This is a genomic window from Amycolatopsis sp. NPDC005961 (assembly GCF_040629235.1).
GTDB lineage: Bacteria > Actinomycetota > Actinomycetes > Mycobacteriales > Pseudonocardiaceae > Amycolatopsis > Amycolatopsis camponoti.
This window is the reverse complement of the sequence record NZ_JBEXVF010000046.1, coordinates 51404-74964: the sequence shown is the minus strand read 5'-3', so window position 1 is coordinate 74964 and position 23561 is coordinate 51404. Positions and strand designations below refer to the sequence as shown.

The following is a 23561-nucleotide window of genomic DNA, read 5'->3' as shown; positions in this document are numbered from 1 at the left end:
GCCGGCGGCATCAACCGGCCGCCGCTCGACGCGAAGGCTTCGTCGGAACTGTTCGCACTGGCCCAAAAGCTTGCGGCGGGACCCCTCGCCGAGGCCAGGGGGCCATGCGGGTTGTCCGACTACTCGCGTGCGACACAAGGAATAGGACGCAGTGACTGTACAACCTGATATTGGCAAGACGCCAGACAAAGATACGGCCCATCGGGTCAAGGTTGTCGCAAAACACGTTGAAGACGTTCCGCGCCGACGAATCGCTACTCGCGACGAGATGCTGGCGGCTGCGGATCGAGTCATGGTTCGCCGCGGCCTAGTGCGGCGTCGACGCTGGACGGGCGACAACTGGCTGTGCCTGGCGATGACCATCCTGGCGGGCTGGGCGCCGACCTTGCGTGTGTGCTCGCTGCTCGCGGTGAGCGGCGGAATCATCGTCGCAGTGTTCATGGCGAGCGGGCCAGCCGTTGGAGCATCAGTGAGTACGCTCGTCGGCGGTCTTAGCCTGCTTGGCGCCTGGGCGATGCGGCCTCGACGTGGACGAGTGCCGAGCCTGTAGGTACCGAGTGGTTCCGCGTCGACCCCGACAGGTCGACGCGGAACATCAAACGGGCGGCCGCTTGCCAGGAGCGTCATCTTCGACAGTGCGTTGCTCGGTCGGAACGTCCGACTGGTCGGGTGCTGGCTCAGGTGCTGTCCGAACGATCTCTTCCATCCGTTCGGGAGTCAAGGTCGTTCCAAACGCCTCAGGGTCTTTGACCATTGCCTTTTCGAGCAGGTTCTGCTCCGTGGAGCTAGCGAGAACACTTTCTAGCTTTCGCTGGGTTTTGCCCGCGACATCGTGCGCCTGATCCGCTTTGTCCTCAGCCTGTTGGCGTCCTGCCGAGCCAAACCAGTAACCGAGCGCTGTAGTCAGCAGGGGCAGGACGACGAGCAGGATGTCCTTGGCGCGTTGGAACTGATCGACGGTTGTGCCATCACTGTTTTTCGTGACAGGAGAGCCAATCGCCGCGTACACGCGAGGAGCCAAACCCCCGCGAGCACCAACAGAACCACGGTAATCCCGGCACGCACCCAGGTCCCGAAGTACTTCATCCTGCCCTCCAGCGATCACGAGCTCGCGCTGCTCGGTTCACTTGTGTTCGCCTCAAGAGTCGCCGCCGAACGAAGGCCGTTACGTCGGATTCGACGTCGTCTTCATAACATCGAGACAACATCTGTTACAAATCAGCAATTGCGGACGACGACGAGGGGGTCACGCCACCGCGCGACGGAAGCACACTCTCTGGACCCAGCACAAGGAGGGCCGCCTTGAGCATAGATCTACTAACAGCACTTTCGTCGCTCGGCGGCGTCACTCTCGGCGGAGGGTTGTCCTACGCAGTCCAACGCGCCACACACCATGCGGCCGAGAAGCTTGAAGTATCTCGCCAGGCGATCTTGCGATCCGAGGCAAGACGCGCAGAACGCATGGCGGCACTCGATCGATTTCTTGTACAAGCTCAAGACGTTGAACGTGCGGCAATTAATCACTATCACCGTGGGATGACAAACGACGAATGGCAGACTCAGGCGGAGGCAGCCATGGACCGCATGTGGGTTGCAGAAAAAGTCGTTCGAATCGTTTGTTCCACAGCAATGCATCAGGCTACGTACCACTTTGCACACATCCTAGGTGAATCAATGGCCGACAGAACAGAGGGCATTGAAGTGCACGAATTCATGTCGGCGCCGCGAGAGGCATTTCTTGACCAGGCACGCGTCGAGCTCGGTGAATAAGAAAGCCCGAGAATGCTTCGGACATCCGCTCTCGTGGCCGCGAAGGAGTTGCGGTCCAGACGCGTTAGACCAATCGGGTGGCAAATATCGATCCAGCTCCGCGTGGTTGACCGGCCCCGTACGGTAAACGCCGATCTTGGTCGTCCACGGGGAGGGTAGTGACTTCGGCGGCCTGGTCGACTCCGACGATCTCAAGAACGCCAGCAGCACCGTCACTTCGGCCATGCATTCGGCGGGCGACGCGGTCGACCACGCCGGAGCCACCGCCGAACACTGGCTCGACGACCGCGGCAACGACGCCAAGGCGTTCCTCAGTGGCGACGAGCCGGAGCCCAAGGGCCCGCACTATGTCGTCATCGACCAGGGCGATTACCCCGAAGCCGCTGACCACGCCCGCGAAGCGCAGATGGGCACGTCCTGGCGCGGTGACGAATCGTTCCCCAGGACCCAGCCGGCGGACGTCACGATTGACCGCGAAGGCGCCGAGGACCGACGGACGGAGTCGATGAAGCAGGTCCCGCAGACCCGCCCTGGCTACGATCGCGACGAGTACCCACCGGCGGTGTTCCTGGAAGGCGGCGAAGGCTCGTCCGTGAAGTACATCGACCCGTTCGACAATCGCGGCGCCGGTTCTTCGGTGAGGAACCAGATCCGCGACCTGGACAACGGCGAACGCGTCACCATCCTGGCGGACTGACGGATGACCAATCTGCGACCGCTCGACCAGCTGCTCGCCGGGGCCCGCGCGCCGCTCGGGTCCCACATCCAGCTTGACCTGGGCCACGACGCTGGCCCCCTGGCCGAGCTCACCGAGCTGCTCACTCGGATGAACGGCTTCACCGCCTTCAACGCCGGAGTCCAGGTTTTCCACGCCGGGACGGCTGGCCTCGGCCCGGAACTCGGCCGCTGGAACGAGCCGTCGACCTGGAAGAACACCTACGCCGGACTGGCCGACGGCCTGTTCTGCTTCGGCCAGGACCTCTTCGGCTGCCAGTTCGGGGTCATCAACAACCGCGAGGTCGTCGTCTTCGATCCGGAGACCGCCGAACGCACACCCATCGGGGCCGGCCTCGACGACTGGGCGGCGTGGTTGCTCGAGGATCCGCCGGTCCGCGGCGCCCACCAGTTCGCGACCGCCTGGCAGGACGAGCATGGAGCACTCGAGCACGACCAGCGCCTGATCCCGCTGCAGATGTTCACCATGGGCGGGACGTACGACTTCGATAATCTCGTCGCCAAGGACGCCGTGATCTGCATGCGCATCCGCGGCCCGCTCGCCCAGACGATCCACGACCTACCCGACGGAGCTCAGGTACACCTCATGACAGATCGCGCCCCGGCCGCAAAGCCCGGCAGCAAGCAGCTGGCTTACGCCGAACTCGACGTCTTCGCCGACTACAACAGCTTCATGGTGCAGGACGAGACCGCGCGGTTCGAGCCGGACCGGGCGTGGACCCGGGCGTTGATCACGGACATGATCGCGGCGCGCGAGGGTGTGATCGGGGTCGGGACCGCTCGAAGGACGACCGTTCCGGTCATCCTGGACGTCCGGTCCGAAGCTCCGGACGACGACTTCGACGGTTGGGACCACGTCACCGAGGCAGGCTTGCACCTCGAGTCGGGCAAGGTCATCGTGTCGATGCTGGACTACAGCACCGCCGTACCCCGGACTGCGGTCCCGGTCGGCGACTACACCGCGCGTGTCTACGCCAAAGGCTTTGGCACGATCTCAAGCGACGGTATGCATGGCGACGATTTTTACCACGTCGTCTTGTGGCCGGGGTCGATCCAAGACCCATTTATACTCAAGCCGTACCCCGAACCACTTTCCCCCGGATAAGCCTGGCCAACAGCCAACGCTGACACCCGTCGCAATCCCTGTGCTACAAGTCGACCTGAAGTCGGCTGAGTGCCTTGACAGCGTCGCTATACCCGAGCGCTTCCAGTTTTCGCAGCTTCAGTTCGTCGGTCTCCACTCGACTGCAGACCAAACTCGAATCCGAAGGACTGATCCGCACAACCTGTGCTCCCATAAAGGAATCGAGCTCCATCAGGCTATCTACGGCCCCTGCTAGAGGATTCCTGGTCAACATCAGGTTCCGAACCGGCGACGAGATACCAGGTGCGAATCGGATAATTCGAGCCTCTTTACCATCCGCCACTTCTGCTAGCGTCAGCGACGGCACACTGGAAATTGCGATTACAACATCTGGATTGTGTCGAAATGCTCGCAAGACTGGCAGCGGGTCCGAAATCCCGCCGTCCACATACTTGCGGCCACCAATATTCACCTTGATTGGGTAAAGTACAGGTATTGCCATAGTTGCACGCAACGCGAGAACAAGATCCGCGTCATTCTTATATTTAGCGACGTCGAAATACTCGGCACTTGCCGTGTTAGCATCTGTCGCAGCCACTTCGAACACAATTCCCTGCCCGCCAAGCGTCGCGCAGGATATTGACGTGACATCTTGCATCGTCTCAACGAGGTAGTCGACATCGACGATCTTGCTTAAGCGACGCTGATTGATAAATCGCGTACTTGCCAGTCTCGACAAAAGGATATCAGTAACTTCTGCGACGGACGGCGCATTCTCGTCTGATACTTGATTTGCCAGAACCGCCGCAGATACGCAACCCGCACTAGCCGCATGAATCGTCTTTACTTGATGGCCATAACCAGCCTCGACTATTGCACGGACAGCACCGACGCAGTAGATAGACCGCATCGCGCCGCCCTGGATCGCGATCGATATCATTCAGATCTCCTCGTCAAAATTCTCATACTCATCCATTATACGCCACAAGGGCGTCAAACCAGACGCCCTACGGAGTGAAGTATTTGACTAGCTGCACCACTATCGCCGACAGCGGTCCCAAGATCGACAGAGCGCCAGCCACGAGCCAGCGTTGCCGTATCGGCGTAGTTGGAATCTGCGAGACCAGTTCAAGCTGATGATAAGCGACGAGCATTCGAAGACTTGAAGGCACGGAGCCCTCCTTCGCGGCCTCCTGCAGCATGCGACCAATGTCAGCTCGCTGATCGTTACGATCCGTCCGCACCTGTCGACGAAAATTCAGCGTCACCTGAATGAATACATAGAGTACGACTCCGGCGAAGATAAAAAGGACGACCACCGTAACCGGGCTACCAAGCGAGGGTTGCACGAAAAACGACATCGCCCACGCGCTAAGCAATGTGCAAACAACACCCGCTTCCATATTCGAGATTATCTGCCGGAGCTTTGACCACCCATATAACCCGTCCGAATTAATCATGTTGGCCTTGAACTGATAGTCGCCCTTGCATTTCCGCAGGAAGCGCACGTAGGTTAAGCCCAAAACGGCTTCTGCGTACACCATGTAGATGCCAAGAGTACCGATCAGCAGCCAAACAAGTCCGCCTACACGGAAGGGATGAAGACTCGCCCACCAATCATCATAAAGGCCGCCCGGCTCCAGGAAATTGAACAGCGTCTTCTTCAAGAGAAGATTGACTGCCAAGGTAAACCCGAACGCAAGCGCAAGCGCCAGCCAAGAGTATTTGCCCCACTTGCGCAATTTTGAATTCATCTCGTCCACCGCGGCAGTCAGCGCCACACGACCAGCCTCACTGTACTTGATACAACCAGCCGACTTCATTGCCGAATGAAGCACTGCCGCGTTGCGGTATAGGCTATACACCAAGCAGATTGACACGCCGATCGTGACACCGAGGACAAGCGAAGGATAGTCGCGCAAGAGCGGCACTTGACCGCCAGCACCGCTCCTTCTCAAAACAAAATCCACAAGATCCGGCCAGAGTGCGGGATTGGATTTGCCCGGCAAGAACATCGACGTAATCGAAGCCGTCCAAGTGACAAGAACAATAAAGAGAGCACCCACGCAAACCGCAAGAACCGACGGCCTGAGGTTCCACTTATGCAGTCTACCTAGAATAATAGGATCAACTTCGAACGGTTTCAGGTCAGGAACTTGATCCGACACATCGACGGGAGCATCGTCACCGACCGAGATGGAAGCTAGTTTACTCAACTGTACCCCTGCTATTATTTAGGTTCGAGTTCATCACGGACGTCGAGCGAGTTTCCTAAGGAGTCGGGCATGAGAAACTAGCGCCACGAAGATGTTCTGATGAACTGGTAGCTCGACGCCTGCATCTAGCAAACATAGCTTCAGCCGTTCTGTCACTTCCGGAAGCTCCCGAAAGCTCAAAGTCGGAGCCACGTGATGCATAATGTGGAAGTTCACGCCACCGCAGAGCCACCACCAGATCCCCTTGGATACTCCCACGTCAGTTGTACGAACAAGTTGTTCACACAATGGATAAAGTGTCGAGAACTCCTCATCGCCGATCGCCAGCTCGGTGTTATGTTGAACCTGCGTAATAAGTGAAGCCAGAGTGCCCGTCATTAACATGAACAATGTCCAGTCGAGGATCGCGTTCGACAGGGGCTTGAACACGAACAGCGGAAGCCACACGACAGCAAACGTGATGTATTTATCGACCAGAAAAACCCAAGCCGATGGCGCCGATTCAAACTCCTTATATTTTCGATATCGGCGCGAGTACCATACCTCGTTGGGCTTCAACATATTCAGGGTCGCGAGAGGCATGAGGAACCACATATGGAAGTGTTGACTCCTATGCCAAATTGACCAATTTTGCACCACTGACACGCGCGCCAGTAGACCAAACTGGATGTCCGGATCAAACTCAGGGTTGCTGACATATCGATGATGCATGCGCACATGCTTGTACTGCCACCAAAGAGGGCTAATGCCCAGTGGTCCAGCCCCAAGGCGCTCGACGAGCCTAGCAGCCAATTTTGGCCACGGAATATTGCCATGGACCCCGTCGTGGAACCACGAACCCAATAGCGAAACAGTCGCGACCGCGAATAGTGCGACTCCAAGATAGTCGATCGGCGACGGCATGAACATTAATGAGTACCCGAGCAAGAGCGGGGCCACACGAGATACAAGGTCTAGAAGCAGCACCCTAGTCGACGGCCGGCGCCGACAACGCAGTTCCGCTGAACGGAAAGATCGCAGCGTCAGTTCCAGATGCCGAGACCTCATCGGCGCGCTTGCTGCCACGGCTTCTTTCACGATCGACTCCTCGATATCGGCGGAACCCTCGAACGTCGACGGCTCCGACCAGGACAGTCGCAGAACACGGAAATGTGTTTCTCAAACGAGTACGAGTGCTCCGACCGAGCCCTTGACGTGACGCAAACGTAACAGCAGGCACAGAATTGTCATGTTTTTGTCAACAATGTCGTTGCAGCCAACCTCGGGGGTCCGAGCTAGTCGGCGGCGCCGGGTCTAAGTCAGTCCGCCAGGAGCGCCTTGATGAGCATCTTGCGAGCTTCGGCACGTTCCGCAAACCAACCTCCAAGCTGGTGCCCTGCCTGACCGAAGGTCAGACAGACAAGATCAGCTTTTCGATTCAAGGCTTGCTCGATCTCATGAGTAACCGCCGTAGGGATAACGACATCCTCTCCAGGGAGCGCGAGCACTGCCCGCCCAGTGAACTTAGAGAGGTTCTGAAGGGCACTACTATTTCGCCATCCGTCCGGGATACGGATCTCGTCAGTAAATCCATCACCAAAGGCCAACGGCCAAGCCGACCTGCTGTAAACTGCCGGACTACAGAGCACAATGCGCTCGATCCGGCTACCGTAGACCTGAATCAAGTCGGCGACAGTCTGACCACTCATGCTGAACCCGATTAAAAATAGGCCAACCTCATCGCTGGTGAGATTCTCGATCACTCCGCGCGCCTGTCTGAGGCGCCGCTCAAGGCTCAACTTCTCTAAAGCGCCAGTACTGTAGCCGTGACCAGAGAAGTCGAAACTGATTGTATCGACTCCCGCATCAGCCAGATCTCTGGCCAGCGGGAGAGTTCTCTCCTTGTTCGCTCGACCAGCGCCATGTAACAGAACGACACACGGAGAGTCAAGTTTTCCATTCGAGGTACGGACGACAGATAGCTGCTCGCCGTCACAAGCGATAATAAGTCTGGTTTCAATCATTTCATGGCCTTTGGGTGCAGGATGGGAAACTCGACATCCGGAATCATTTCTTGCACCGTATCTATACTACGATAGACAACAAGTCGGAGCAACCATCGATCGGTTCCATCACACTTCGCAGCATACGGTCGTCGCGCATGCACCAACCTACTATTGTTAACGATGACGATGTCACCCGGCTCGAGGTTAACGTCAGTCGCGTTCCGATCGAGCGCCTCTTCGAACGACGTCAGGGTCGTATCACCAGGTTCGAGACAAGCAGTCTCGGCGTCGTTGAAGCGGAGACTCGGCCGCGCATTTTCGCTACTCAGGATGGCACCAATATAGGGCTCCAACTGGGTACCCCCTTGCCCTGGGTTTACTCCGATGCGGTACCGGCTGCCCCGCAAGGCAGCATACGATTCCGGATCGATATCACCAGGTAGAATACTGGAGACAGTTAGGGGAGTCTTGGTCGGATTACGAACACATCCGAGCTGGATGAAGTTGGGAGGGGAGGCCATGAAGGCATCCTCGCTGTGAAACTTGAATTTTTCCGTAAACCCGCCGCTGTGGTTGGGAACGTGAGCCTGTTGTCGAAGCGGAACGATGTCGTTGATCATCCTTCCTTTTTGCTGAGTCGCATACCCAACAGGCGTCCCGTAGAGATACGCAATCGCTAAACACATTGCCTCGAAACCGCCGAGACGCCTCGCCTCGCCGTGCACGACCGGCGTGCGATCTTCGGCGATGCGGCCGAGCGGGACCCGACGAATCACCAGGGCGTCGGCCAGGTGAAGTCGAGCGAACATGAGGACGGCTCGCTGAACACCTTCGGGAAGGGCCGCAGCCCAAGCCGGCGCGAGACGGCATGCCTCACGCTCCGCGCATCCGGCAAGGTCGATCTTCTCGAACAGATCGCCAGTTCGTCCGTCGATCTTGAAATCTGTTTCCGCGATGATCACAGATCGTAGCCTTCGGTTCTCGCCTACTTTCGGCAGGTTGCTGGCGATAAGATCAATGTTGGCGAACGTGCTGGTCACGGCGACACATCCTCGGTTGGCGTTAATCGTTGGCGCGTTAGGAAGGCAGGTAGTCGGTGGCTAGCGGTTCCGTAGAGGATAGGGCGCAGCCCTGCCTCTACGCCGATTTATTGCAGTGCTCCGACCGGCGTCGACCCCGCTACAATCTGTGACATGACGTCGCGTGATACGGGAGGAGCGCGTCGCGGCCGGCCGTACGGCACAGAGCTGGAGCCGGTCGCCTCGGGCGCCATGGCAGTCCAACGACATAGGGCAGCGTGGCTTCTTCGCGTCAACCGCTTGTACTCGGAGGACGAACGTTGGCATCGGCTTAGTACGTTTGCCGCAGCGTTCAGAGGCGGATGCTGGCCCGAACCAGCTGACCAGGGCAAGGTCTCACGCTGGGAGACGAATCGTATTCGCGTTCCGCGCGCAGCGGTACAGCGATATGAAGAAGTGCTTGGACTAGTACCTACAATTCTGACCTCGATGATCGACGCGATGTACTGGTACGTCTCCCCCATCGGAGACGGTGCCAATGCACTTCAGGTGCGCCCGAACCATGAGGGAGGCAGCCTCCTACGGGTCGACCAGCTGATCGAGCAAGTTCATTCTGATCAACTTATGACTGCCGCAGACTGGGAAGAACTCACTATTGCACTCACGGTGACCCTTCCTCATGAGGCTACCCAATCACTGGACTGGAGTTCGATCACTCAGAGGCTCGTATCCGAAACAATTATCTCAGACCGGGTCTGGTTGACGCGTTTCGCCTCCTTTAACCGCCTCTTAGCGCACCCGGCTTCTCAGGCGGCCGCGGTTGACGCCACAAGTAGCCTCGGACGAGATAGATCTGGTCAGATCTTCGGAGAGACCGTTGGTGCTCTTGAGGGTACACGTCATCCAGACGCTAGCACGCAGGTGATACGTCAACTGACGAGCCCGACCAACAGTCAGGCGCTTTACGGGGCTCTTCTAGCCTGCGTCCGGAAGATTCGGTACAGACATTTCACCGAGCCCCAGCTCACCGTCGTAATGAACATTCTTGCCGAACTTCTTCAGGCGAACATATATGAAGATGACACACGGCTTCTTATAGGCGAGCTTCTGCGAATGTCCCCCGCTCATCAGCGTTCGTTCGTGCGGAAGTTTCCGCGACTTACAGCAGACGACCTGGCTCTCTCCCAGGTACTCACGCAGGGACGCCTGGCCAACAACGACCTCTCAGAGGCAGTAGTCGATCGCGTTACCAGTTCTACGATTGCTAGGATGCCGACTGGGGTCGGCGGGTTCACCGATAAACAACTGCCCATACTTGTCGATGAGATACTTTTTAGCCCTATAGCGGACGTGAGGATGTACACAGCGAAGCTAGTCGCCGTGACGCCGTATGGCGCCCAGCTGGCAGATGTCTTGATCGAAGAATTGGTTAGCGGAAGACTGAGAGAAGATCAAGATCAAGCTGAGGCTATGATCTACGCACTTCGCTTCCTTGGCGGTGCACCAGGGCGCCGCTTCGTCGAACGACTCTTAGTCTCTTCGGGCTTGCCCGCATCAACTCACGCAATGGCAGCCCGAGTAATCGGACACCTAGATAACAAAAGCGAAGACGCGTACTGGGAGCGCGCACTCGCGTTTCATACAGCGAAGTGGTTAAGAGATAAATCAGACATACGTTCGACAATTTTGCAACGCATCGTATATGCACTCGGTATTGCGCGGAACCACAGAATGCTGCTGCGAGTCCGCGGCAACCCTGACGTTCCCGCTCCGGCACGATCTGCCGCGTCTTGGTGGCTGAATATTCCACGGCACATAAGTCAAAGCGCCCTTATCTAACCCTGGTTGAGATTCCGACCCCCGATGCCGTGGGGTTTAGTTCATCTTGGAGGACCCACACGAACGCCACCCCAGCCCGCGGGAACACCCAACCATCAAAGCCGACGTCTATCGTCCTGGCTGGCGCCGTCTTCGGCGATCGCTCAACCCGCGAGGCATCCGGGCTCGCGAAGTAGTCCAACACATTAACGTACCGGATGTCCGCCTGCCCGTAGCTGAGTTGGACGTGCAGTCCCTTGGTCGGCCGCGGCAGGTCGAGGTACAGCAGATGCCCGTGCCGCTGGGCGAGGATCCGGTAGGTGTAGGAGATGGTGACTTCGTTGCCGGTCGTCGCAGCTTTGCCGAGCGCAACCGTGTACACCTGGGTGCCACGACGGAGCGCCCTCCGCACCGGTCGTTCGACACCGTCAACGGTGAGCTGGACGAGCTCGAAGGTGTCATGCGAGCTCGCGTCGAGAGCCCCGAGCTTCTCGAACATCCACTGGCCGGCGACCGTCGGATCTCGCAGCAGCTCCTGATACTCAGCCTGATCGCTGGTGCTCACGAACCGCAGCGTCGAACTAGACGGTCGAACCTCATACTCCCATCGGATCGTGGCGACGAACATCGAGTCCTTGCCCTTCGCCGGGCCACCTTCCCGGGGGCTGAGCGAGACCGACACGTCGACGTTGCGCCACCGCTCCGGCGAGCGGATGACCTGTTCGCGCAGGTCAGCGTAGGCATCACGTGCCAGCTCCGCGTCGCCGAGTCGGAGCCCGATGGCGTTCGTTGCGATCTTGTCGAGCGTCTCGTCCGACGCGATGCTCCGCATCGTCTCGGGCTCGAAGGCGAAGCTGTCGAGAACGGCGTCGCGGATGGCCGGCGCCTCCTGCCGGATGGCGTGGCGGAGCTGTTCGTTCGTACGGGCCGCGGTCTCTTTGCGCGCGTAGTACTCGAAGATGACCGCGATGACACCGGCGCTCAGCAGCGCACTACCGACTTCGCCGGTGGGCCAGCCGACGAGCCAGCTCAGGACGGGAATCGTGTCGACGCGGTGTGATACGACCATCAGCGCGACACCGAGGAGTGCAGTCACCAACCCGGCGAGCCGGAGTTTTGCCTTATAGAGCTGGTCGAGCAGGTGATTCATCTGCCCCTTATTGTACCAATCTTTGTTTTCCTGTTGAATAGCAAAACGCGAGGTCCTGGACGAGTACAGCGTCCAGGACCTCGCGCTTCTTCGTCTGCGCGGTCGGATCAGCCGCCGGTTCCACCGGTGCCACCGCCGCCGAACGTGGTCTTCTGCATATCGTCACCTCCCGCCAAAAGCGCTGGTAAACGGCCGGTTCCCTCGACCGACCGCGACAATATCCTATTTTGGGATATTGGCAAGGGTTACGGTCCGCTACCCATCGTGGACAAGTCGATCTACTCTGCGGAGTACCAGCGCCTCTGCGCCCTCCTCCGGGGGCTGCGACTGGAAGCCGGGCTCACGCAGGTACAGGTCGCCGAGCGGCTGGATGAGCCGCAGTCCTTTGTGAGCAAATACGAGACCGGCGAGCGACGGCTTGATGTCGTCGAGCTGCACCAGGTGGCAACAGCACTGGGGACCACCCTCGTGGCGATCCTCGAGCGCTTAGACCTGGCTCGGTGAACGGGCCGCCTACTACGCGCGCTGCTCTTGTTGAGCCGCAAGCACCGGAATGGAGCGAACCTTCTCCGCACTGAGGTGCTCCCAGATGATGCCCGGCGGCCGCGGCGACGGCTCACAGCGGATCACCTCATCCGGTGTGACGATCAGGTCGACGCGGAAGTCGTGCTCCGTCTCGGGCAGCTCGTCGTCGACCACCTGCAGCTGGTGCACCGTCGTCACAATCGTCGTGTGCGGTCCAAGCAGTCCGACCTCGGCAAGCAGCCCCATCTCGATGTCAGAGAAGCCGGCCCCCTTGCCGATTCGGACGCCACGGCGATCGACCGCGACCGTGCCACACACCACGATGTCAACCGGCTGCATGGTGGCTGGGCCGACGGTGGGCGCGACCTCGGCAGCGCGCTTACTTACTGCGGCGTCGACGCCGACCTTCGCGGGGTCGAGCAGATAGAACGGCTCCGGCGTCGCAATCCGGGGCGCTGCCATGTAGAGCAGCTTCTGCTCGCGGAGGGCAGCTTCACGAACGGGGAGTTGCGCCTTGTCGGGGTTGGCTTTGACGACTGCGGCTTGACGCCAGATGTCCAGTTCCTCGAGACGGCGAGAAGCCAGGTCAGCGCCAACAAAGCTGGGGATATGTCCGGCTGCCCCAGGCGGCGCGACGGCATCAGCCTGATCCAGCGCGGCCCACACCCGCTCTCGCACTGCCCGCTTCGCGTCGTCAACGTCCATGCGTCAGTTGTACCCGGTTCAGGGTGAGGCAATCAGCGTGAAGAGCCGGTCGTTCAGGTCCTGTACGGATGACTCCTGGCGCCACGGTCGGAGCTTGCGACCTGCCTCGAACGCGACCGTCAGTCCCCCACCACCACGAGTTGTCTCAAGCGCATCGATTGCCTGATGAAGCGACGTCGTCGCGGCCTGCAGCTCGCCGCGCTGGATGTACGCCAGCGACAGGTTGCCGAGCACGATCGCCTGCGACTTCTTCTTGTTCTTCAGTGCGCTGGCCGCCGGCCGCAAAATGACTTCGGCCTGGTCCGGCAACCCGAGGAACAGGTAACAGGACCCCGCCATCCGATCGATCTCGGCCGACGTCAAGTAGTCAGCCGCCAGGTCTACATCGTGAACCCGGTCGAGTTGAGCCCGAGCGTCGTCGAGCGCCTTGTCACAAGCGGCACGCTCGCCGAGCATGGCGTTCGCTTCGGCGACATGCAGCAGCGCCAACCCTGCGAGCGCCGGACTGGCATCCGCGGCGGTGTCAGCCGATCGCTGTGCATCGAGCAGCCCGTCCTGTGGCGCCTTGTCCCCGTAGAGCGACAGAAAGCTGATCCGTAGCTGGGCGTATGCCTCAGCGACCTTGTCACCGCTGCGTCCGGCCGCTTCGACGGCTTGCTCAAGGTACGTCCGCGGTGTCTTGTGGTCTTGGCGCTGCGATGCGTCCCAAACTAGCTGCGCCATGAGGATGGCGCTCTCCGCTTCGAGAACCACCAGCTCGCGCCGGTCCCGCGTCGCCCGCACGTTCCGGCGCAGGTACCCGATCTGGCCGTGGTTTTGCGACGCGATCGCAAGCAGGCTGGTCGACGGCGCTGTGTCGTAGTCGCGCTGTACCTGTTCGAGACGCTGCCGAAGGCTGAGCGGCGTCGGGTTCTCCATCCACCCAAGCGGGCCGGCCGAACCGGATGCTTCGGATGGCCGTACCAAACCCTCGACGAGTAGCGCCTCGAGCTGGTCTGCGGTGATGTCGAGCAGCCGGGCCAGCTTCGGCCGTTTGTAGGGCAGCGGCTCGGTCTTACCGGACTCCCAGTTGCCAACCGTCTTGACGTCGACCGCGAGCGCCTCAGCGAGCCGTTCCTGCGTGTAGCCAGCTGCTCGCCGTACCCGTGCCAGTTCGTCGCGCTTGGCGACCATACGTACCCCTCCGTATGCGGTCCGTGCCGCCTGGCCACATTACCGCAGGTCAACCCGCTGTGGTTGCCGGTCTTTTGCGCCAATTTTCCCGATCTTCGCCCTGGGATCCTCTGACGCCGTCGCCCAAGATCAGAAGCGGCAACCGGCGCTGGGATGGCCTTCCCACCTCCAGGGCCCGCAGGTTTCCTTCCCAGGAGTCCCTCGTGACCTGCGGTGACGAGCCCTCGGCGTCGGATGCCGCCCAGGACGAACCCAAGTGGACGGAGCGGTCGGCATGGCCGTACGAACGATCGACCTGCATAGCGGCCCACGAGCGTCGTGCGCATGGCAACGACGGCTGAACCATCTGTCGACAACGCTCAACGAGCGGATCCCCGAGCCTGCGCAGCTCTACAGCCTGATCACCTTGACGTTCGTGCTGCACGAGCCGGACCCGGCCAGCGGCGAGTGCGCCTGCTGCACCGCGGCTTGGCCCTGCGAGACCGTTCGGCAGGCCTACCGGTTGCGCGAAGGCTTCTAGAGATCGTGGCCATCGTCTTCTTGCAGCGCAGCGGTTTGGGCACGTCGTCGAAGAACGCGTCTCGCCGTGTCGCCACCCGGAACGCCGCTGCTGCTATCCGGCTACATCCGCTCGCCGGAGTTCACCGATGACGAGCGGGTTCTCCCTCGACGACCTCTTCGCCGAGCTGCGCCGCCGCAAGTGGACGCTCTACCTCTTTGGGCGACCGGACGCGCCGGACCTGTACGCGGCGACGTGCCGCTGGCCGACGTGCACCGACGTCCTCATCATCCGTGACGAGCGCCGCGCCACCGCGTACCGGACACCGAGTTTCCCTGGCACCGACGTCTTCCGCCCGTCGGTGGTCTCCTGGCAGTACGGGGCGGAGCCTCTCTGGACGCTTCGCGCCGTGCTCACGATCGGCGCACCGGGCCAGGCGGACGCGCCCTTCCAGGTTCTGGCCCCCGCTCCGGACTCCAGAGTTCCCCACGAGATGGGCCGGCCGGTCTTGGTCCGGCCGACTGGCCTTGTCCAAGACACTGCGCCGAAAACGACGCGGTGATAGCGAAATGGAGAAGCAGATAATGACGACCCGTATGTCACTCACCGACGCAGATGAGCGTTTCGGACTCGGCGTCCGCCGGGGATTCGTTCCGACAGCGGAGCCCGTCTCGGACACGGAGGTCACCCCGTTCGGCTTGACGCTGCGGACCGCACCCATTCCGCGCAACGTCGTCATACTCACCCATCCCGGGGAGGGCGGTTTGACGATGGCCACCGAAAGCGTCACCGAGCAGTCCACAGACGGTCAGGACGAGGGAGACACCCGCTACGACACCGCCAACGACATCTGACCTGACCATCGATAGAGGGCTGGCAACACCATGAACTCCGAACCAGGCCAAGCCGCCAGCACCGTGCTGGTGCTGACAGAGCCGACCGATACGTCAGCAGATCTCGTCGTTCGGGAGCTGGAGCACCGGAACGCGAAGGTATTCCGGGCGGACACCGGCGACTTCCCGCTCTCGTTGAGCGTGAGCGCCTGGTTCGATGGCTCCTGGGACGGTGAGATTCGCAGCCCGGAGGGCTCGGTCGGCCTGAGCGACATCCGCAGCGTGTATGTCCGCAGGCCGACCGCGTTCACCTTCCCGCCGTCGATGAACGACGCCGAACAGCGCTTCGCCGCGCGGGAGGCCCGCCGCGCGGTCGGTGGGCTCCTCATGAGTCTGCCGGGATGCACGTGGGTAAACCACCCATCCAAGGCCGCGGACGCGGAGTACAAGCCGCTCCAGCTCGTCACCGCCGCGGCGTGCGGACTGGCCGTCCCGCGTACCGCTATCACCAACGTCCCCGACGACGCCGCCGATCTCAGTGATCGCCTGGGCGGCTCCGTCGTCTACAAGACGCTCTCGGGCGCCTCGGTCCCTGACGGAGAGCGTGTGTCGCTCGTCTACACGACACCGGTCACGGTCGCCGACATGTCCGACGACCGGGTTGGGCTCACGGCCCACCAGTTCCAGGAACGCGTGCCGAAGGTCCGGGACGTGCGGGCAACCGTTGTCGGCAAGCGCGTGTTCGCAGCGAACATCCTCGTCGCCGACGAGGCCGCCTGCGACTTGCTCGACTGGCGCGCGGACTACCAGGCTCTGCGCTACGAACCCGTGCGCCTTCCGGGAGGCGTCGAGTCCGCGCTCCTGACGATGACCGAGCAACTCGGACTGACCTTCGCCGCGGCCGACTTCGTCGTCACCGCCGACGACACGCACTACTTCGTCGACTTGAACCCCAGCGGGCAATGGGGCTGGATAGAGGACGCGACGGCCCTCCCCATCGCGAATGCGATCGCCGCGCTACTCGTAGGAGAAGATCAGTGACCGACGCGATCGAGCTGGACAGCAAACTCAGCCAGCAGGCCGCCGACCTCAACCACGCCCTCGTCGAGCGCTTGGTGGGCTCCGGAAAGCTGACCGAACGCGCCTGGAGAACCGCGTTCGAGGACGTTCCTCGCCACCTGTTCGCGCCGCGCTTCACCCTGCCGGACAACCTGGGCGGTCATGCCCTCGACGTCGTCGACAGCGCCCAGCGGGATGAGTGGCTGCACGCCGTCTACCACGATGAGGCGCTCCTGACGATCTTCGACGAGCGTGAGATGGCCACGACATCGTGTTCGGCGCCCTCGGTAGTCGCGATCATGCTGGAGTCCAGCCTGGCGACCGAAGGGGACGCCGTGTTGGAGGTCGGTACCGGAACGGGCTGGACGGCGGGCTTGCTGTCTCACCGTCTTGGATCGGAGGCCGTCACCTCGGTGGATATCGACCCGCGGTGCGTCGCCGAGGCGCAGGGACGGCTGGATCACCTCGGTCTGCATCCGACGCTCGCGGTCGCCGACGGCTACCTCGGCTATCCGGCCCGCGCGCAGTACGACCGGATCATCGCCACGGCGTCCCTGCGAAAGGTGCCACCGGCCTGGCTACGCCAGGTGCGGCCCGGCGGCACGATCCTGACCGACCTGCGTGGCTACTTCGCCGGCAACCTCGCTCGCTTCACCGTGAACGACGATGGGTCCGCGAGCGGTCGCTTTCTGCCGGAGCAGGTGAACTTCATGCCGCTTCGCAGTGAGCAGGAGCAGCTCGACGAGTTGCCTGAGCTTGCGTCTCGCGCCGTGAGCGCTCCAGGCCCACACCGGCGGACCGTCCTCGGCCCTACTGCCCTGCGCACCTGGGAGTTCGCCCTCTTTGCGCAGCTGTCGATGCCCAAAACACGAGCTGGCCGAATCAGGCTAAAGGGTGGCCCGATGTACTTCTGCCTCACCGAACCGCGCAGCGAGTCGTGGGCGCGGGTCGAGGTGGACGCCAACGACGACGAGCGCGAAGTCACCCAGGGCGGAGACCGGCGCCTATGGGACGAGCTGGAGGCTGCGCACGAGCTTTGGACCCGCCTGGACCAGCCACACCCCGTGGACTTCACGATCACGGTTTCGCCGGACGGCGGCCAGGCCGTGTCCCTCCCGGCCACCGACAAGCAGTGGTCGCTGCCCTTGTAGCGCGGGACCGGACGAACTCCCGCGTCCGGGTGGCATCCCCGTACTGGCTGATTGCGACGACACGGGCAACCGGCCAGCCCGGTATCGGGAGCAGAACAGCTCACTCGCCGTCGATGCGCCGCACACTTCCGTAAGGTGGTCGACCTCCACCACGAGCTTCAGGGGATAAGGCATTGGTCGACTCGGCACTTCTTCGGAAGCTCGTCTCAGAAGCCACTGCCGCGGGCATCCAGCAATTCGTCGTCGGCGCCGTCGTGCAGTCTCAGGACGAGGTTCTGCTGCTTCGCCGGCCCGCCGACGACTTCATGGACGGACTCTGGGAGCTGCCCAGCGGCAAGGTCGAACCGGGCGAAGCGCTCGACGACGCGCTCATCTGCGAGATCAAGGAGAAGACAGGGCTCGACGTCTCGGCGGTCAGGCGGTACCTCGGGAGCTTCGACTACACGTCGGGAAGTGGAAAGGCCAGCCGCCAGTTCAACTTCGCCGTCGATGTCACCGCGACAAGGCCGATCGAACTGCATGAGCACGACGTCTACCAGTGGGCTCAGCTCGATGGCGAGCTGCCAGTGACCGACGCCGTCAAGACCGTCCTGAAGACGCACATCAACCGCGACCACGGCGACTAACAGGCAGTTTCACGCAGGGACACGACGAACGTACCCATCTGAGCGTCGCCCCAACGCCGTCGGCGGTGTCCAGGCACGCGGACACCCGCTTGGATATTCAGCACAGGGGATGTGAGCCGGGCGGGATCCGGGGCTGCTTGTTTCAGCCCCGGATCCCGCCCACCTCTTCTTACCGCCTCAGCTATCAGCCGAGACGCACCCTGGTGGCCTGCCAGCGGCTCAGTCGCAGCAGCGCAACCAGGCCCACCAGCGCAGTACCAGCCGCGGTCAAAGCTACGGACCCAGCCAGCAAGATGCCGCAGACCACGGCACCGAGCACCACCAGGAGCACTGCCGATCGCCAGGCGTGCTTGGCATCGCCGAACACCACCTGCCGAAGCAGCTCCCAGAGGGGATGCGGCGTTTCCGTCTGCTGGTAACGGTCGGGGCGCGCCCGGCGGCAGGCCGGCCCGAGGACGATGCTCGCCGGAGCAGCCTCAACGACTGGCTCGGCGGCAGCCTCGAAGAGCTCGTTGAAGCCGACGACGTTCGGATCATTAGTGAATGTGAGCCGATCGGGGGATCGTCGCTCTGGCATGTCGCCACCCCGCGGCGGTAACGTCGACATGTTCGTTGCCTCTCTCGATCTTTGCGTGTCGGATAGGGCCTGCGGACAACTACGCGGCCCTCAGTGACAGCTGGGGGCCGCGTTTGCGTCTGCCGGGGTTGCCCCGGCGACGCTGAGGTCATCTTGGCGGAACCAGCATGCCTACCGACGAGTAGAACGGCTCAGATCGCAAAGAATGCGCCGACCGGTATTTGCCGAACGGCGAGCGGTCGGCAAGGTGATTGTGCGTGACTAAGTGCTGGTCAAGCACCGTTTTGCCGCAGTCGGATTCACACTATCGAGTGGCTCCGCTACGCATATTCGAACGGACAAGGACAGATACATGACACCGTCAACACGTTGGGGTGAATGCGCTCAAGTGATCTCCAGACGCTGCTGCGGCGCGTGATCAGGGGGTGCAGGCGCCCGTGCAGGCGCAGCGGAGAGTGGCCGTGCGAGTGCACGACCCTTGCCTATGAGAGATCAACGTAGCCCTACCGACCGGCCTCGACCGTTGGGCACCGGCTAACAGCCCACTCGCGAACCAGCCGCTGGTAGTTCCCGACACATCATCGACAAGAAGCCCCGCCACGCTTCACTTGCCTCACTACTGCTGGCTTGGTCTGGTGAGCATCCGACGCAATGCGGAAAATTTGACGATGACCACGGATCTTGCGTCCCCATGCTAGACATGACGCCCTGAGCCGACTCGACACCTTCAGCCGTGCCCCACACATACAACTGCGCGAAATCGGCATACATAGTCCGCGCCGCCTCGTCCCGACGCTCACCCTGCGAGGCGCAGAGGTCAGGACCGGGGTGGGAATCCGCAACCGACGTCGCCTCTGATCCAGCCTCGCGCTGACACTGCCCAAGCTTCACAGAAGAATCTACAAAGCTTTGGCCATCCTTGAAAAATGAGACATAAACGTCGGCACGCTTTTGTCGGTCAGCCGATGAGTGCTGATCGGAAATTTGCGAGCTGGTCGCCTGAAGGCCGGCCTTCGCTGCCTCCAACGATGCATCCGCAGAGAGACGAGCACCAAGCCAGGCGCCCCCGAAGGCAACAAGAGCTGCCGTCAACGTTGCCGCAGCACCGATTCCATGAGGAGTTTTCAGCCAGCGCCAAACTCGACGCGGGCGACGGGCGACCAAAGGAGCTTCCACGTTGGATGATCCGCTTTGATCACCGTTATATGGCCGACCACTCAATGCTCCACCTCATCGATCAGTAACCGTGTAAATGCCCCTAGCGCCACCCAAGCACACATCAATGTTACAGCAGATCCAATTGCCGTGATTTTTGCAACATTGGCGGACATACGGTTGCCAATTTACCCAAAGTGAGTGATCAATAGGAGCGTTGATCACCAGCGATCGCAAGCCAACCTCGTCGGCGTCCTGCGGCCTTTCGGGTGAACCACCAGGTTCGCCGGCCGCAACTCACCGAGGAGGTACTCGCCATGAGCGAGCCAATCGCAGCCGCGGGGGCAGGCCAGCTAAGGACGCTGGCCGTCCGCATCACGGAGGATCTCCGCGCACAGCTGGACATCGTCGCCCAACTCACCGGGCGCAGCACAACCGAAGAGATCCGTCTCGCGCTTGAGCACTGGATCGAGAAGACCAAGGCCGACCCGGTCATCCTCAAGAAGGCCGAGGTGGTCAGGGCCGAGATCGAGCGCAAGGCTCGAACGGAGCAGGCAGCGATCGCTGCCATCTTCGGCGAAGGAAGCGCCAAGCCCAGCAAGAGCGCCGAAGCGGCAGCGAGCCCGGCGCCATCACGGCGTGGGAAGCCGTCGCCCCCCTCCGAGTGAACGGAGAGTTCGCCTAACGAAGCGAGCTCACCAGCGGAAGCCGTCTGCCGTGAGCCCAACGGCATCACAGCAGACGCTTCCGCAACTTACTGCACGTCAATCACGGGAATTACTCGGCGCCATGACGCCTAACCAGTCGCACGCACAATCTGGGAATGTACTTGTATATACCGGAATCTGCGCGGTGGGATCAGGCACCGCCGCAGGATCAACTCCTAACAGCTGGGCGTCATAACGGGCCAACTCACTATCCCAACCCGTGACAGTAAACCCCGGATAGGTGCACCCACCGTCACAGTGCGGGTGCACAGTCATTGACTTCATAACTCTGGCTCGAACATCAGGTTGCGCCAACAACTCCGGCTGCTTCTCATAATTCCATAGCCACCGATCAGGACCGCCATATTTCATCAGCGCATCAAAGTCTCCAGCTTCAAGCTCATGGTAGACCTTCTGAACAAGTTCCGGATTCTCGACTGCGCAGCCTGTGTCGTCGGTCAACGCCGGACCGGAAGAGGGCAACTCGATTGGGCCAGGTTTCGCAGACTTGCACTTGTTGATGTCGAAGCTGACGCTGATCGAAGGGCTCGACGGTGCCGCATTAGTTCCAGCACCCCCACCGGCCGAGCACGCCGCAGCGGCAACGAGCACGAGAGCCGATACGAGCACCCGCCGCATGAGAACCTTCAAGATCTTCTCCAGACGCGAGACCAGGCTAGCTACCGGCACATAGAGTCATTCGGAGCGGAAGGTGTCAGCTGCGGCGGGGTGCCCGGACCAGCCGAATCCGTGTAGAAAGACGTCTTCTCTGACTGCCCCATCGAAAGGAACGGGCCGACGGTATACACCTGCGGTGTTTCGCCGGGCCTCCCGTAGAGAACATCAAGAGACCACTTGTAGTTTCCGTGGCAGCTAAGCGCGTCGACTCGCACTTCCGCGGGCTCCGACTTGGTCACATAGAACGAGCGACCGAGCGGCTCGGCTTTGGGCGTCGACGTCGCAGCCTCGGGGCTTCCCACGCGGCCCGCATCCACGACAGTTCCCTTGTCAAGGTTTAAATTGAACACACGCTCGTACGTGTCTCCACAGCCGCCCTGCGGGGTGTAGACCCATTTAGGCCCCGCCGGCAGGCGCTCAATCTTGCTCTTACGAATGTCTTGGATTACGGTAGGCCGCTCGTCCACGCCACCAAGAAGCAACTGTAGGTGCCCCTCCTTCCAGGAAGCCCCTCCTGCCGATGCGTCGGCCAGATCCTTCCCCGTGTCCGACGCGCTGGCGAAAGCAGTAAAGTCTGGCCCCCCTGGTGACATAGCGACGCTCGTCGCACCATCACAACCTCGAAACCTCGGCCAAGACATTGTTGTCAGGCAAAGGGCGTCCGTGCAGCCGTTAGCGGCAGCTGGCGCAGCGGCAGCCGTTGACGATGGCGAAGATTGCGACGACGAGGTCACCCCCGAGCTTGGAGACTTCCATGGCGACCACACGACGAGACCAGCAGCTAGGACGCCGACCACGGCCACGGCCAGAACACTGAGGCCAACCTTTCCTTTCCAACCTCGAGCCGGTCGAGCCACGTCTCGCGTGTCAGCGAGTTCTACCCCGGAGATCCGAGGCGGCTGTGCCCCCTCCGAGCCAGCAGCGTGCACGGACGTATCCGAATTGTTCGGGCTCCCCACGCCAGGTCGTAGGTCGGGGAACGCGACAGTCGCGATCTCGACGTCCGCCGGCTCTTCGGCACCATTAGTCGACGAAGACGGGTAGACACCGTCTGCTCCGGCGTCGGCACGCTCAACGGCTCCCGAGGCAAGTGACCGTGCTATCTGCTCGATGGCGTGTTCCAGCTCCCGCTTTGCAGTCGAAGATGCGATCTTCAGCAAGCGACGAGCGTCGCTTTCGAGCCAACGTCGACGTTCGCCCAGGCCAAGTCCACGGAGCTGTTCCAAGGGAAGGATGTTGAAGCTCACCAGAAGCGCATGTGTGTACTGAGCGCGGCGCTGGTCTACCGTCAGCTGTTGACGAGCGCCTCTGGGCTCCAACTGCTTGATCTGCGCTGCCAGATTTGCTGTCAACACGTCCCGGACAACCTTCAGTGGCTTATCAAGATCAATTCGCCACTTTTCGCACAGTATGTGCAGCCTTCCAGCAAGGAGCTCCATCAAGTCCGGGCGCCAGATGCCCTCACGTTGCGTTAAAGCCTCGAGCGCTGACCGCAGCCGAGAAATTTGATCTTCGTTACCAGCGTCGTCAGACACTCCACCCTCCACCCGTCATTGACGGATGGAGGGTACAGCACAGAAGCAGAATCGTCGACAATAGCGATTAAACTGTGCTATAACTAAATATAGAGAAAATTATATATGAGTGAATACGCACCAAACACTTCTGGCTCCGACACCCCCGAGCGCGGCAAATTAGATTCTGGCGACAAATTTCCGACCCTCGAAGAACTTGAAGAGTTCGAAGCTGTCCAAAAAGCATACTTAACCATATTTGATCAACCGATCGAGAACTTCGCGCACAATCCCGAAAACCCGACCGATGACGAAGTTCAGATGATGAAGGATTTCAACGACGCCAACCGCGTCGTCACGCCTCCATCATTCGAGGACTTCTTCGGCTATCCCGACCCGCGCGCTCCCGAGGACGACCCGGACGACTCAACGAAGCCTTGAGGCACAAGACGGCGTCTTGCGGCGGCCGGGCGACGACTTCTTCATTCAGTAACACCGCTACTCGACCTGCCCTCTACCACCACAGGCAGACCACTAGTGCCCTGACCAGCGCATATGTGCCAACCACTTGCCTACCACAAC

23 protein-coding genes are annotated in these 23561 nt (G+C 61.1%); 12 read left to right on the top strand and 11 right to left on the bottom strand.

The window, feature by feature from the left end:
* Positions 1–595: 595 nt before the first annotated feature.
* The gene (locus ABZ342_RS32950; RefSeq protein ID WP_360481295.1) at positions 596–1009 is read right to left on the bottom strand and encodes a hypothetical protein; all 414 of its coding nucleotides are present in this window, start codon (positions 1007–1009) and stop codon (positions 596–598) included.
* 293 nt (positions 1010–1302) lie between these two features.
* On the opposite strand from ABZ342_RS32950, the gene ABZ342_RS32945 reads away from it, so the two are divergent.
* The 3 genes from ABZ342_RS32945 (at position 1303) to ABZ342_RS32935 (ending at position 3610) form a co-directional block, all read left to right on the top strand.
* On the top strand, positions 1303–1770 hold the full coding sequence (locus ABZ342_RS32945) for a hypothetical protein (protein WP_360481292.1): 468 nt from the start codon (positions 1303–1305) through the stop codon (positions 1768–1770).
* 136 nt (positions 1771–1906) lie between these two features.
* The gene (locus tag ABZ342_RS32940; RefSeq protein WP_360481289.1) at positions 1907–2467 is read left to right on the top strand and encodes a NucA/NucB deoxyribonuclease domain-containing protein; all 561 of its coding nucleotides are present in this window, start codon (positions 1907–1909) and stop codon (positions 2465–2467) included.
* 3 nt (positions 2468–2470) lie between these two features.
* Positions 2471–3610: a hypothetical protein gene (locus tag ABZ342_RS32935; RefSeq protein WP_360481286.1), complete on the top strand. Its 1140-nt coding sequence runs from the start codon at positions 2471–2473 to the stop codon at positions 3608–3610.
* Between the two features lie 43 nt (positions 3611–3653).
* Here ABZ342_RS32935 and ABZ342_RS32930 read toward each other — a convergent pair whose 3' ends face one another.
* The 6 genes from ABZ342_RS32930 to ABZ342_RS32905 all read right to left on the bottom strand — a co-directional run bounded on the left by ABZ342_RS32930 (position 3654) and on the right by ABZ342_RS32905 (position 11777).
* Positions 3654–4529 carry a patatin-like phospholipase family protein gene (locus ABZ342_RS32930; RefSeq protein WP_360481283.1) on the bottom strand — a complete coding sequence of 292 codons (876 nt, stop codon included), beginning with the start codon at positions 4527–4529 and terminating at the stop codon, positions 3654–3656.
* 67 nt (positions 4530–4596) lie between these two features.
* Positions 4597–5805 (bottom strand): hypothetical protein, encoded by a 1209-nt coding sequence (locus ABZ342_RS32925; RefSeq protein WP_360481280.1) that lies wholly within the window; start codon positions 5803–5805, stop codon positions 4597–4599.
* 33 nt (positions 5806–5838) lie between these two features.
* Positions 5839–6882: a fatty acid desaturase gene (locus tag ABZ342_RS32920; RefSeq protein ID WP_360481277.1), complete on the bottom strand. Its 1044-nt coding sequence runs from the start codon at positions 6880–6882 to the stop codon at positions 5839–5841.
* 221 nt (positions 6883–7103) lie between these two features.
* Entirely contained in the window at positions 7104–7808 is a 705-nt protein-coding gene (locus tag ABZ342_RS32915) for an alpha/beta fold hydrolase (protein WP_360481274.1), read from the bottom strand.
* Positions 7805–8830 carry a TauD/TfdA family dioxygenase gene (locus tag ABZ342_RS32910; RefSeq protein ID WP_360481271.1) on the bottom strand — a complete coding sequence of 342 codons (1026 nt, stop codon included), beginning with the start codon at positions 8828–8830 and terminating at the stop codon, positions 7805–7807. Before ABZ342_RS32910 ends, ABZ342_RS32915 begins: the two co-directional genes overlap by 4 nt.
* Positions 8831–10640: 1810 nt before the next feature.
* Positions 10641–11777 (bottom strand): hypothetical protein, encoded by a 1137-nt coding sequence (locus tag ABZ342_RS32905; protein WP_360481268.1) that lies wholly within the window; start codon positions 11775–11777, stop codon positions 10641–10643.
* Positions 11778–12041: 264 nt separating this feature from the next.
* Between ABZ342_RS32905 and ABZ342_RS32900 the strand changes: the two genes are divergently transcribed.
* Positions 12042–12281, top strand: a complete 240-nt coding sequence (locus tag ABZ342_RS32900) for a helix-turn-helix transcriptional regulator (RefSeq protein ID WP_360481262.1) — start codon at positions 12042–12044, stop codon at positions 12279–12281.
* A gap of 12 nt (positions 12282–12293) precedes the next feature.
* Here ABZ342_RS32900 and ABZ342_RS32895 read toward each other — a convergent pair whose 3' ends face one another.
* Entirely contained in the window at positions 12294–13007 is a 714-nt protein-coding gene (locus ABZ342_RS32895; RefSeq protein WP_360481258.1) for a 5-formyltetrahydrofolate cyclo-ligase, read from the bottom strand.
* A gap of 18 nt (positions 13008–13025) precedes the next feature.
* A complete protein-coding gene (locus ABZ342_RS32890) occupies positions 13026–14180 on the bottom strand; it encodes a helix-turn-helix transcriptional regulator (protein ID WP_360481255.1) in 1155 nt (384 codons plus the stop codon).
* Between the two features lie 274 nt (positions 14181–14454).
* Here ABZ342_RS32890 and ABZ342_RS32885 point away from each other — a divergent pair, with 274 nt between their 5' ends.
* The 6 genes from ABZ342_RS32885 to ABZ342_RS32860 all read left to right on the top strand — a co-directional run bounded on the left by ABZ342_RS32885 (position 14455) and on the right by ABZ342_RS32860 (position 18348).
* The gene (locus ABZ342_RS32885; RefSeq protein ID WP_360481252.1) at positions 14455–14700 is read left to right on the top strand and encodes a hypothetical protein; all 246 of its coding nucleotides are present in this window, start codon (positions 14455–14457) and stop codon (positions 14698–14700) included.
* 127 nt (positions 14701–14827) lie between these two features.
* Positions 14828–15241 (top strand): hypothetical protein, encoded by a 414-nt coding sequence (locus ABZ342_RS32880; protein ID WP_360481249.1) that lies wholly within the window; start codon positions 14828–14830, stop codon positions 15239–15241.
* A 7-nt stretch (positions 15242–15248) separates the two neighbouring features.
* The gene (locus tag ABZ342_RS32875) at positions 15249–15533 is read left to right on the top strand and encodes a hypothetical protein (RefSeq protein WP_360481246.1); all 285 of its coding nucleotides are present in this window, start codon (positions 15249–15251) and stop codon (positions 15531–15533) included.
* Positions 15534–15563: 30 nt separating this feature from the next.
* On the top strand, positions 15564–16553 hold the full coding sequence (tgmB, locus tag ABZ342_RS32870; RefSeq protein WP_360481243.1) for an ATP-grasp ribosomal peptide maturase: 990 nt from the start codon (positions 15564–15566) through the stop codon (positions 16551–16553).
* Positions 16550–17722, top strand: coding sequence for a methyltransferase domain-containing protein (locus ABZ342_RS32865; protein ID WP_360481240.1), 1173 nt, complete (start codon positions 16550–16552; stop codon positions 17720–17722). The genes tgmB and ABZ342_RS32865 overlap by 4 nt, the downstream gene beginning before the upstream one ends.
* 173 nt (positions 17723–17895) lie before the next feature.
* Positions 17896–18348 carry an NUDIX domain-containing protein gene (locus ABZ342_RS32860; RefSeq protein WP_360481237.1) on the top strand — a complete coding sequence of 151 codons (453 nt, stop codon included), beginning with the start codon at positions 17896–17898 and terminating at the stop codon, positions 18346–18348.
* A gap of 184 nt (positions 18349–18532) precedes the next feature.
* On the opposite strand, the gene ABZ342_RS32855 is transcribed toward ABZ342_RS32860, so the two are convergent.
* Complete coding sequence (locus ABZ342_RS32855; RefSeq protein WP_360481234.1) at positions 18533–18925, bottom strand: hypothetical protein; 393 nt, start codon at positions 18923–18925, stop codon at positions 18533–18535.
* 1472 nt (positions 18926–20397) lie between these two features.
* Here ABZ342_RS32855 and ABZ342_RS32850 point away from each other — a divergent pair.
* Positions 20398–20748: a hypothetical protein gene (locus ABZ342_RS32850; RefSeq protein ID WP_360481231.1), complete on the top strand. Its 351-nt coding sequence runs from the start codon at positions 20398–20400 to the stop codon at positions 20746–20748.
* Between the two features lie 96 nt (positions 20749–20844).
* Here ABZ342_RS32850 and ABZ342_RS32845 read toward each other — a convergent pair whose 3' ends face one another.
* Positions 20845–21438 (bottom strand): hypothetical protein, encoded by a 594-nt coding sequence (locus ABZ342_RS32845; RefSeq protein WP_360481228.1) that lies wholly within the window; start codon positions 21436–21438, stop codon positions 20845–20847.
* 1667 nt (positions 21439–23105) lie between these two features.
* Between ABZ342_RS32845 and ABZ342_RS32840 the strand changes: the two genes are divergently transcribed.
* Positions 23106–23420: a hypothetical protein gene (locus tag ABZ342_RS32840; protein WP_360481225.1), complete on the top strand. Its 315-nt coding sequence runs from the start codon at positions 23106–23108 to the stop codon at positions 23418–23420.
* Positions 23421–23561: the final 141 nt, after the last annotated feature.

What these genes read in the sequence shown, in the direction of transcription:
- ABZ342_RS32935 (WP_360481286.1), top strand. Translation starts at nt 2,471, where the DNA reads ATGACCAATCTGCGACCGCTCGACCAGCTGCTCGCCGGGGCCCGCGCG.
- ABZ342_RS32930 (WP_360481283.1), bottom strand. Translation starts at nt 4,529, where the DNA reads ATGATATCGATCGCGATCCAGGGCGGCGCGATGCGGTCTATCTACTGC.
- ABZ342_RS32915 (WP_360481274.1), bottom strand. Translation starts at nt 7,808, where the DNA reads ATGATTGAAACCAGACTTATTATCGCTTGTGACGGCGAGCAGCTATCT.
- ABZ342_RS32905 (WP_360481268.1), bottom strand. Translation starts at nt 11,777, where the DNA reads ATGAATCACCTGCTCGACCAGCTCTATAAGGCAAAACTCCGGCTCGCC.
- ABZ342_RS32895 (WP_360481258.1), bottom strand. Translation starts at nt 13,007, where the DNA reads ATGGACGTTGACGACGCGAAGCGGGCAGTGCGAGAGCGGGTGTGGGCC.
- ABZ342_RS32890 (WP_360481255.1), bottom strand. Translation starts at nt 14,180, where the DNA reads ATGGTCGCCAAGCGCGACGAACTGGCACGGGTACGGCGAGCAGCTGGC.
- ABZ342_RS32885 (WP_360481252.1), top strand. Translation starts at nt 14,455, where the DNA reads ATGGCCGTACGAACGATCGACCTGCATAGCGGCCCACGAGCGTCGTGC.
- ABZ342_RS32880 (WP_360481249.1), top strand. Translation starts at nt 14,828, where the DNA reads ATGACGAGCGGGTTCTCCCTCGACGACCTCTTCGCCGAGCTGCGCCGC.
- ABZ342_RS32875 (WP_360481246.1), top strand. Translation starts at nt 15,249, where the DNA reads ATGGAGAAGCAGATAATGACGACCCGTATGTCACTCACCGACGCAGAT.
- tgmB (WP_360481243.1), top strand. Translation starts at nt 15,564, where the DNA reads ATGAACTCCGAACCAGGCCAAGCCGCCAGCACCGTGCTGGTGCTGACA.
- ABZ342_RS32855 (WP_360481234.1), bottom strand. Translation starts at nt 18,925, where the DNA reads ATGCCAGAGCGACGATCCCCCGATCGGCTCACATTCACTAATGATCCG.
- ABZ342_RS32850 (WP_360481231.1), top strand. Translation starts at nt 20,398, where the DNA reads ATGAGCGAGCCAATCGCAGCCGCGGGGGCAGGCCAGCTAAGGACGCTG.
- ABZ342_RS32840 (WP_360481225.1), top strand. Translation starts at nt 23,106, where the DNA reads ATGAGTGAATACGCACCAAACACTTCTGGCTCCGACACCCCCGAGCGC.